This window comes from Streptomyces europaeiscabiei (genome assembly GCF_001550375.1).
GTDB classification, from domain to species: domain Bacteria; phylum Actinomycetota; class Actinomycetes; order Streptomycetales; family Streptomycetaceae; genus Streptomyces; species Streptomyces europaeiscabiei.
On record NZ_LRTR01000382.1, the window covers coordinates 1 to 9,047 of the forward strand.

A 9,047-nucleotide genomic window follows, 5' to 3' on the forward strand; every position below is an offset into this window, starting at 1 on the left:
ACGGGGCGGCCGCCGCGGCCGGGCTGGTGGCCCGCCGCGGTGCTCGCGCAGGCGTCCATGACCCTTCTCCAGGTCATCGGCGGATTGTGGCTGTTGGGGCAGATCATCGGCTTCATGACACCGAATCTCGGGGTGCCGGTGCTGCTGATGGTGACCGGCATCGTCGGTGGCCCGGCCGTTGAGTGGGGCTGCCGACTGGCCGCCCGCGGTCCGGCCCGGCGGTACGGCTACGAGGCGGAACGCCGACTGCGGGAGGCCGCCGCCGGGTGCGGCCGGGCGCGGGTGCTGGATCCGGTGGCCGCCGAGCTGCTGCGGTACCGGGAGGTACGGGAGCAGTACGGGCGGGTGCTGGGGGCGGCGCCGGTGGGGTGAGAGGCGGCCCCTGTGCGGGTGGTTCACCCCGTCGGGTGACGGAGTTGTCCACAACCGGCGGGTAGTGCACAGGGCTCAGCGGGCTCGGCCCGACGGCGGCAGTCTGAACACGCGGCGATCACAGCACCGCCGCACGACAGACGCAGCAGCCGTACGGGCCGGGCCCGTACGCGTGTCCGGCCGGCGTCGGTGCCGGCGTGAATGAGGGGTTCGCGAGATGAACGAGACGATGGTGTGCGTGGTGGGGAACGTGGCGACCCAGCCGGTCTGCCGGGAGTTGTCGACGGGTTCGTCGGCCCGGTTCCGGCTGGCGGTGACCTCGCGGTACTGGGACCGGGAGAAGAACGAGTGGACCGACGGGCACACCAACTTCTTCACGGTGTGGGCGCGGCGCACGCTCGCCGCGAACGTGGCGTCGTCCGTGTCACTGGGTGATCCGGTGGTGGTGCAGGGGCGGTTGAAGGTGCGGACCGAACAGCGGGACGGGCAGAGCTGGGCCTCGGCGGACGTCGACGCGATCGCCATCGGCCACGATCTGTCGCGGGGTACGTCGGCGTTCAGGCGGGCGCCCCGGGGCGAGACGTCGACGGGGACTCAGTCCCCGTCCCGGCCGGAGCCGAACTGGGAGACACCGCCGGCCGGCAGCCGGCTCGACCCCGAGACCGAACTCCGGCCGGAGCCAGCCGGGGTGACATGACATCAGGCCCTGGCTCCGGTCGTGGCTCATCGGCGAATGCATGGTGAAGAGTCCGTGCGCGCATCTGATCGATTTGTCGCCAAGAGCTGTTCGCGAGCTGTGCAGGCGATAACGATTCCGATTCGGATCGGTTGTCCGACGATACGACTGGGAAGAGTGGTGCGCCGCATCCCTAGGATGCCGGGCATAGCTCACGGGGCTTCTGATTCTGCTGGTGGGACCACAACCCCCCACGTCAACGGGTCCTGCTCGAAGGGAAATTCTGTGGTTTCTACGTTCTCGGTGTCGTTCTCCGGATGGTCCGGGTGGGCCGCGCGCAGGCGAGGGGCGGCCCGCCTCGCCGCCGTGTCACTCGCGTCCGGACTCGTCGTCACGGGTGCGATCGTCACCGCGGGCCCGGCCGTCGCCGACGAGACGGCGCGGAGCTCGGGCGGAGCTACCGCGACCATAGGCGGCCTCAAGACGTACGGGACGGCCGTGCTCCGGACCGACGACGGCCAGGAACAGCAGCTTCCCGCAGGGCTGTTCGAGATGTTCGTCGACGGCGGCGGCACCCTGCAGACCTACTGTGTCGACGTCCAGAACCCCACGCAGAAGGACGCCAAGTACCAGGAGACCCCCTGGAGCGGCACCTCGCTGGGCGCCAACAAGGAAGCGGGCAAGATCCGCTGGATCCTGCAGAACTCCTACCCGCAGGTGAACGACCTCGCGGCACTCGCCGACAAGGCCGGGGTCAGGGGCCTCACCGAGGAGGACGCGGCGACCGGAACGCAGGTGGCGATCTGGCGGTACTCGGACGGGGCCGAGGTGACGGCCCTGGACCCGGAGGCGGAGAAGCTCGCGGACCACCTGGAGAAGAGCGCGCGGAACCTGGCGGAGCCGGCCGCCTCCCTGACGCTCGACCCGCCGGCGGTCTCCGGCCGGCCGGGCGAGCGGCTCGGCCCGGTCACGGTGCACACCAACGCGGATGCTGTGACCGTGACCCCGCCCTCGGACGGGACGGCGGACGGCGTGCGGGTCGTCGACGCGGACGGCGAGGCCGTGACGTCGGCCGGTGACGGCGGCGAGCTGTACTTCGAGGTGCCCGAGAAGACCGCGGACGGCTCGGCCGAGCTGACCGTGGAGGCCTCGACGACCGTACCGGTCGGCCGAGCCTTCGCCTCCGAGACCCGCAGCCAGACCCAGATCCTCGCGGGCTCCAGCGAGTCCACGGTCTCCGTGACGGCGACCGCGCACTGGGCCGGGAAGGGTGCGATACCCGCACTGTCCGCCGAGAAGAGCTGCGCCGAGGGCGGCCTGGAGATCACGGCCGCCAACGAGGGCGACAAGCCGTTCGACTTCGAGCTGATGGGGATCACGTACACCATCGACGCGGGCGAGACCCGCACGGTGACGATCCCGCTCCAGGAGGACCAGGCCTACGACTTCACGATCGAGGGGCCGAACGGCTTCGCGAAGCAGTTCCGGGGCGTGCTCGACTGCCGGACGGAGACCGCGGCCGGCGCCGACGGGGACTCGGTCCAGACGCTGAGCGAGCCGAGCCCGGCGACGGTGGGCGGCGGCGTGGCCGCAGACTCCGCCACCGATCTCGCCGAGACGGGCAGTTCCGGCGCCACCCCGCTGATCGGGGGCATCGCCATCGGGCTGGTCGTGATCGGCGGCGCGGTGATGATCCTCCTCCGCAAGCGGAATCCGTGAAGAGGACTCCGCCGAGAGAACCGTGCAGTGGATCCGTGAGAGAAAGAGCTCCTTGGTATCTCAACAGTGAGTGACCGCGCGCTGACACGTGCGTACGACGCGGCCCCGGTACGCCCCCAAGGCGCCGGGCCGCGTCGCTCGTCCGGGGGGCTTCACCATCCGGTTTCCGTCGAGGGGTGGCCGTGCGGCAAGATGGGTGGTACTGCCCACTGCCAGATTTCAAGTTGCCGGACGGTTTCTCTTGGCTGAGTACATCTACACGATGCGCAAGACACGCAAGGCGCACGGCGACAAGGTGATCCTTGACGACGTCACGCTGAGCTTCCTGCCCGGCGCGAAGATCGGTGTGGTCGGTCCGAACGGTGCCGGTAAGTCCACCGTTCTCAAGATCATGGCGGGCATCGAGCAGCCCTCCAACGGTGACGCGTTCCTGTCGCCCGGCTACACCGTCGGCATGCTCCAGCAGGAGCCGCCGCTGGACGAGTCCAAGACGGTCCTGCAGAACGTGCAGGACGGCGCCGCCGAGATCATGGGCAAGCTCAGGCGCTTCAACGAGGTCGCGGAGCTCATGGCGACCGACTACTCGGACGCGCTCCTGGACGAGATGGGCAAGCTCCAGGAGGACTTGGACCACGCGAACGCGTGGGACCTGGACACCCAGCTGGAGCAGGCCATGGACGCCCTGGGCTGCCCGCCCGGCGACTGGCCCGTCACCAACCTGTCCGGTGGTGAGCGCCGCCGCGTCGCGCTGTGCAAGCTGCTGCTCGAAGCCCCCGACCTGCTGCTGCTCGACGAGCCCACCAACCACCTGGACGCCGAGTCCGTGCAGTGGCTGGAGCAGCACCTCGCGAAGTACCCCGGCACCGTCGTCGCCGTCACCCACGACCGGTACTTCCTCGACAACGTCGCGGGCTGGATCCTGGAGCTCGACCGCGGCCGCGCGATCGGCTACGAGGGCAACTACTCCACGTACCTGGAGAGCAAGCAGAGCCGTCTCAAGGTCGAGGGCCAGAAGGACGCCAAGCGCGCCAAGCGGCTCAAGGAAGAGCTGGAGTGGGTCCGCTCCAACGCCAAGGGCCGCCAGGCCAAGTCCAAGGCCCGTCTCGCCCGGTACGAGGAGATGGCGGCCGAGGCCGACAAGATGCGGAAGCTGGACTTCGAAGAGATCCAGATCCCGCCGGGCCCGCGCCTGGGCAGCGTGGTCGTCGAGGTCAACAACCTCAGCAAGGCCTTCGGCGAGAAGGTCCTGATCGACGATCTCTCCTTCACGCTGCCGCGCAACGGCATCGTGGGCATCATCGGCCCGAACGGCGCCGGCAAGACGACCCTCTTCAAGATGATCCAGGGTCTGGAGGACCCCGACTCCGGGTCGATCAAGGTCGGCGACACCGTCAAGATCTCCTACGTCGACCAGAGCCGCGAGAACATCGACCCCAAGAAGACGCTGTGGGCCGTCGTCTCCGACGAGCTGGACTACATCAACGTCGGCCAGGTCGAGATGCCCTCCCGCGCCTATGTCTCCGCGTTCGGCTTCAAGGGCCCGGACCAGCAGAAGCCGGCCGGGGTGCTCTCCGGTGGTGAGCGCAACCGCCTCAACCTGGCGCTCACCCTCAAGCTGGGCGGCAACCTGCTGCTCCTCGACGAGCCGACCAACGACCTCGACGTCGAGACCCTGTCGTCGCTGGAGAACGCGCTGCTGGAGTTCCCGGGCTGCGCCGTGGTCGTCTCCCACGACCGCTGGTTCCTGGACCGGGTGGCGACGCACATCCTCGCCTACGAGGGCGAGTCCAAGTGGTTCTGGTTCGAGGGCAACTTCGAGTCGTACGAGAAGAACAAGATCGAGCGACTCGGCGCCGACGCCGCCCGCCCGCACCGCGCCACCTACAAGAAGCTGACTCGAGGCTGATCTTGCGGCATATCTACCGCTGCCCGCTGCGCTGGGCGGACATGGACGCGTACGGCCACGTCAACAACGTGGTCTTCCTCCGCTACCTGGAGGAAGCCCGTATCGACTTCCTGTTCCGCCCGGAGAAGGACTTCAAGCAGGGGTCCGTGGTGGCACGCCATGAGATCGACTACAAGCGGCAGCTGGTCCACCGGCACAAGCCGGTGGACATCGAGCTGTGGGTCACGGAGATAAGAGCGGCGTCGTTCACGATCGCCTACGAGGTCAAGGACCCCGAGCAGGTCTATGTCCGGGCCTCGACGGTGATAGTGCCCTTCGACTTCGCGACCCAGCGGCCTCGCCGGATCACCGCCGAGGAGCGCGCATTCCTGGAGGAGTACAGGGACGACGAGGAGGAGGCCGTCGCCGCATGACGGTCCTCCACCTCGCCGACGAGGGGGAGGCGGCGGATCTCGCGGCCTTCCTCTCCAGGCTGCTCCACTACGACCGTGGAGCCGCGGTGCGCCTCCAGGCGGCCGGCACAGCACTGGCCGTCTTCGGTCGGCCACCTTCCTTCGAGGTCCTGGCGATCCGGGCCACGCGTCTCGCCAAGCCGTACGAGAACGGGCTCGACGTCGCGCTCGACGTGACCGTGTCGGCCGGTGAACTTCTGGAGTCCGTCGACGAGGCCGGGGGTACGGCGCTCGTCCCGGAAGCGGTGACCGGGCCGCCGTGGGCCGGAGTGCTTCCCCCGCGGGGCGGATGGCGGCCGGAGGCGGGACTGCCCGCGCCGGACGCGCTGCGGGCGATGGTCTCCGCGGCGGTGCGCGAATTCCGCTCCCGTACCGAGGAGCTGGTGCCCGAGCGGCGTACGCGGGCCGAGCTCGACCGGATCGGGCGGGAGATCTGGTCCCGGACGGTCGGGGACACACCTCTGCCGGTGCGGGCCGTGCACGCGGCCCAGTCGCTCGGTTTCCTCCGCACCGCACGGACGGCCGGCCCGCCCGGGGCGGTGTCGCCGGGACTGTTCTCGTCGGGCGCGTGGCTCAGACTGCGCACGCCGTACGGGTCGATCGCCGTACGCAGAGCGGGACTCGGGGCGTTCGGCGTCAGCGTTCGCTGAGCATGGCGCCGCCGGTGCCCCGCCCGTACTTCTGGGTACTTCCGGGAGTGAGTGCTCGGCGGCGGTGCCGGGCACCACGGCCGCCGCTCAGCCCGGGGCGTTCACCATCGAGGCCGCCGCGTACGTCAGGTAGTTCCACAGCGTGTGCTCGTGTTCCTCGGACAGGGCGAGCTCGTCGACGGCGACGCGCATGTGCTTCAGCCAGGCGTCGTGGGCGGCGCGGTCGACGGTGAAGGGGGCGTGGCGCATGCGCAGCCGGGGGTGGCCGCGGTTCTCGCTGTACGTGGTGGGGCCGCCCCAGTACTGGATCAGGAACAGCGTGAAACGGTCCTCGGCCGGGCCCAGGTCCTCCTCGGGGTACATGGGCCGCAGGATCGGATCCTCGGCGACACCCTCGTAGAACCGGCGTACGAGGCGCCGGAAGGTCTCCTCGCCACCGACCTGCTCGTAGAAGGTCTGCTCCTGAAGCGTGCCGCGCCGAATCTCGTTCACGTTCCCCATGGTCTCAGACGCGGCGGCGGAGGTCTTGAGGCTTAGGACCATCAAGAAGGACGCTGTGGGGAGGCCGGTGGCCGGGCAGGGAGGGTCGGTCGGGAGGAGGGCGCAGGGCGAAGGGGGCGGACCGGTTGATTCCGGACCGGTACGGCGCGGTGCTCGCCTCCGGAGGCGTCCGGCCGCACAGTGGAGGTATGGGCACGCACGCTGTGGACCACGATCTGGAACGCCTCGCCGCCGAGGCCCGGTCGGCGCTGGTGCGCGAGATCGAGGCGAGCGGGGCGTGGGACGCCGACCCGGAGTGGCGGAAGGCGTTCGAGAGCGTTCCCCGGCACCTCTTCGTGCCCTACTACTACGTGAGTGCCGTGGGCGGCTTCGAGCGGCTGTGGGGCGAGGAGCGCGACCCGCGAAGGCGTGGCCGCTGGGTGCGGGGGGCGTACGCCGACGCCCCGCTCGCCACCCGGGTGCGCGACGGGCAGCTGATCTCCTCCAGCAGCCAGCCGTCGCTGATGGCGAAGATGCTGGCCGAGTTGGAGGTGGAGGACGGCGACCGGGTCCTGGAGATCGGCGCCGGCACCGGTTACAACGCCGCCCTGCTCGCGTACCGGCTGGGGGACGACCTGGTCACGACCGTCGATCTGGACGCCGACATCACGGAGGCGGCGCGCAGGCACCTGGACGCCGCCGGATACCACCCGACCGTCGTCACCGGGGACGGGGCGCGCGGGGTGCCCGAGCGGGCGCCGTACGACCGGATCATCGCGACCTGCACGTTGCACTCGATCCCGCGCGCCTGGCTCGCCCAGTGCACCCCTGGCGCACGCATCCTGACGCCGCTGGCCACGGGGTTGGTACGGCTGCTGGTCGAGGACACGGAGCATGCCGAGGGACGCTTCCTGCACACGTCGGCGTACTTCGTGCCGCTGCGCGGGGGCAGTGAGCCTGAGGCGATGCATCCGCATCTGGGCGGGCTGCCGAGCCGGGCCAGGGACCACGAGCTCTTCCGGTTCCTGCTGGCCCTGACGGCGGGCAGCCTCGACCCGCACGAGGCCCTCGCCCTGTGGCAGCGCGAGGGCATGCCCTCGCGCGAGCGCTACGGCATCACGGTCCGCGGCGAGCATGCCTGGGCGTGGCTGGACGACCCGGAGGGGCCGTACGCCTGGCCTCTCCCGGGCTGAGGACGCGGGTTCGCGCGGGAGTGATCGGAACTTCACGGCCGGTCGCAACTGGTTGGAGTCAGTCGCAACCGATGAGAATCGGTCGCGGCTGATGGGATTCGGTCGCGATCGATGGGAGTCGATCGGTTCCTCGGGGCAGTGATCAGGGCCGACTGAAGTCGCTCGGTCGGCCCTGATCGTTTTGCTGGTGCCGGCTGGTCAGCCCCGGCGGATCGTGATCGTCGTCCACGCGCCCACGTGTACCCGGTCCCCGTCCTGGAGGGGGACCGGGACGAATGGCTGGATGGGGTCCTCGGAACCGTTGACGGTGGTTCCGTTCGTGGAGTTCTGGTCGACGACCGCCCAGCCGCCGTCGGGCTGCTGCACCAGCACCGCGTGCTGGTGGGAGACGCCCGGGTCCTCCGGCGGCACGGAGAGATCGATGTCGGGGGTGTCGCCTGTGGAGTGGCGGCGGCGCCCGATGGTGATCTGGTTGCCGGTGAGGGCGCGACGCTGCTCCGGGGAGTACGCGGGCAGGTTCAGGCCCGTCGCCTCGGGGCCCGAGCGCTGCATCATCGCCATGAAGTAGTCGCGGTCCGGGCCGATGGTCGCGCTCCAGGTCGTCGGCGCCTGGGGGTACGCGGGGCCGGGCGGGGCCTGGGTGGCGCCGGGCTGCGGGTAGCCGTAGCCACCGGGGCGAGCCCCCGCACCACCTGGGCCACCGGATCCGCCGGGACCGGTCGACGGCGGGGAGATCACCCAGTCGTCGTCAGCACCGAAGGAGGGGACGCCACCGGGACCCTGACCACCACCGGGACCCTGACCACCAGGCCCACCGGGGCCGCCAGGGCCCCCCGGCTGCGGTCGCCGGGTCTCCTGCGGGTAGGCGGGCGGCGCCGACGGCCCCGCCTGCTGGAACGCCTGCGGCGCCCCACCGGGACCCTGACCACCACCGGGACCTTGGCCGGGCCCAGGCCCGCCGGGGAAACCGGGGCCACCAGGTCCACCGGGCGTAGGGCCGGGCGGCGGCGGAACCGGGCGTGAAGGGTCGCCGCCGAAGCCCGAGGGTCCGGGGCGTGAAGGGTCGCCGCCGAAGCCCGAGGGCCCGGGGCGTGACGGATCGCCGCCGAAGGCCGAGGGGCTGTGCTGTGAAGGGTCACCACCGAAGCCCGAGGGCCCAGGTCGCGAAGGGTCCCCGTCGAACGCGGACGGACCGGGCTGTCCCGGACCGGGCCGGCCGGGCTGCCCCGAAGGCCCGCCGCCGAACCCGGAGGAACCCCCCGGCCCCGACGGCCCACCGGGACCACCCGGACGGCCAGGTCCACCGGGGCCGCCATGACCGCCGGGCCCACCAGGACCCCCGTGGCCACCCTGCCCGCCGAACCCACCGTTTCCGCCCGGACCCCCGGGTCCACCCGGACCCGAGGGCTCCCCGCCGAACGGCGACCCCGGGGGGATCGGCTCGGCGGGGCGGTTGATCTGCGAGGGGCGGGAGCTCTGGTAGTCGTACCCGTCACCGCCGCCGAAGGACGGCGGGGGCGGCTGCTGCTGGAACCGGAGCGCCGGGTTCCCGCCGGGGCCGGGGCCCTGACCGGGGCCGGGGCCCTGACCGGGGCCGCC

General features: G+C 71.1%; 8 protein-coding genes and 1 pseudogene. 7 read left to right on the plus strand and 2 right to left on the minus strand.

What is annotated here, in order from left to right; genetic code table 11:
• The 6 genes and pseudogenes from AWZ10_RS17930 to AWZ10_RS17955 form a co-directional block, all read left to right on the plus strand.
• A pseudogene (locus AWZ10_RS17930) lies at positions 1–372 on the plus strand (ATP-binding protein); the annotation flags it as partial.
• A gap of 217 nt (positions 373–589) precedes the next feature.
• Positions 590–1,069 carry a single-stranded DNA-binding protein gene (locus tag AWZ10_RS17935; RefSeq protein WP_046705068.1) on the plus strand — a complete coding sequence of 160 codons (480 nt, stop codon included), beginning with the start codon at positions 590–592 and terminating at the stop codon, positions 1,067–1,069.
• 264 nt (positions 1,070–1,333) lie between these two features.
• Positions 1,334–2,767 (plus strand): Cys-Gln thioester bond-forming surface protein, encoded by a 1,434-nt coding sequence (locus AWZ10_RS17940; protein WP_244172514.1) that lies wholly within the window; start codon positions 1,334–1,336, stop codon positions 2,765–2,767.
• A 241-nt stretch (positions 2,768–3,008) separates the two neighbouring features.
• Positions 3,009–4,673, plus strand: a complete 1,665-nt coding sequence (gene ettA, locus AWZ10_RS17945) for an energy-dependent translational throttle protein EttA (RefSeq protein ID WP_078935355.1) — start codon at positions 3,009–3,011, stop codon at positions 4,671–4,673.
• A gap of 2 nt (positions 4,674–4,675) precedes the next feature.
• The gene (locus tag AWZ10_RS17950; RefSeq protein ID WP_046705067.1) at positions 4,676–5,086 is read left to right on the plus strand and encodes an acyl-CoA thioesterase; all 411 of its coding nucleotides are present in this window, start codon (positions 4,676–4,678) and stop codon (positions 5,084–5,086) included.
• Positions 5,083–5,775 carry a DUF8010 domain-containing protein gene (locus AWZ10_RS17955; protein WP_060891565.1) on the plus strand — a complete coding sequence of 231 codons (693 nt, stop codon included), beginning with the start codon at positions 5,083–5,085 and terminating at the stop codon, positions 5,773–5,775. Before AWZ10_RS17950 ends, AWZ10_RS17955 begins: the two co-directional genes overlap by 4 nt.
• 87 nt (positions 5,776–5,862) lie before the next feature.
• On the opposite strand, the gene AWZ10_RS17960 is transcribed toward AWZ10_RS17955, so the two are convergent.
• Positions 5,863–6,276 (minus strand): globin, encoded by a 414-nt coding sequence (locus AWZ10_RS17960; protein WP_046705065.1) that lies wholly within the window; start codon positions 6,274–6,276, stop codon positions 5,863–5,865.
• A 188-nt stretch (positions 6,277–6,464) separates the two neighbouring features.
• Here AWZ10_RS17960 and AWZ10_RS17965 point away from each other — a divergent pair, with 188 nt between their 5' ends.
• Positions 6,465–7,448: a methyltransferase domain-containing protein gene (locus AWZ10_RS17965; RefSeq protein ID WP_046705064.1), complete on the plus strand. Its 984-nt coding sequence runs from the start codon at positions 6,465–6,467 to the stop codon at positions 7,446–7,448.
• A gap of 198 nt (positions 7,449–7,646) precedes the next feature.
• Here the strand turns inward: AWZ10_RS17965 and AWZ10_RS47800 are convergent.
• The coding region (locus AWZ10_RS47800) for an FHA domain-containing protein (RefSeq protein ID WP_107417452.1) at positions 7,647–9,047 on the minus strand (1,401 nt) is incomplete at its 5' end.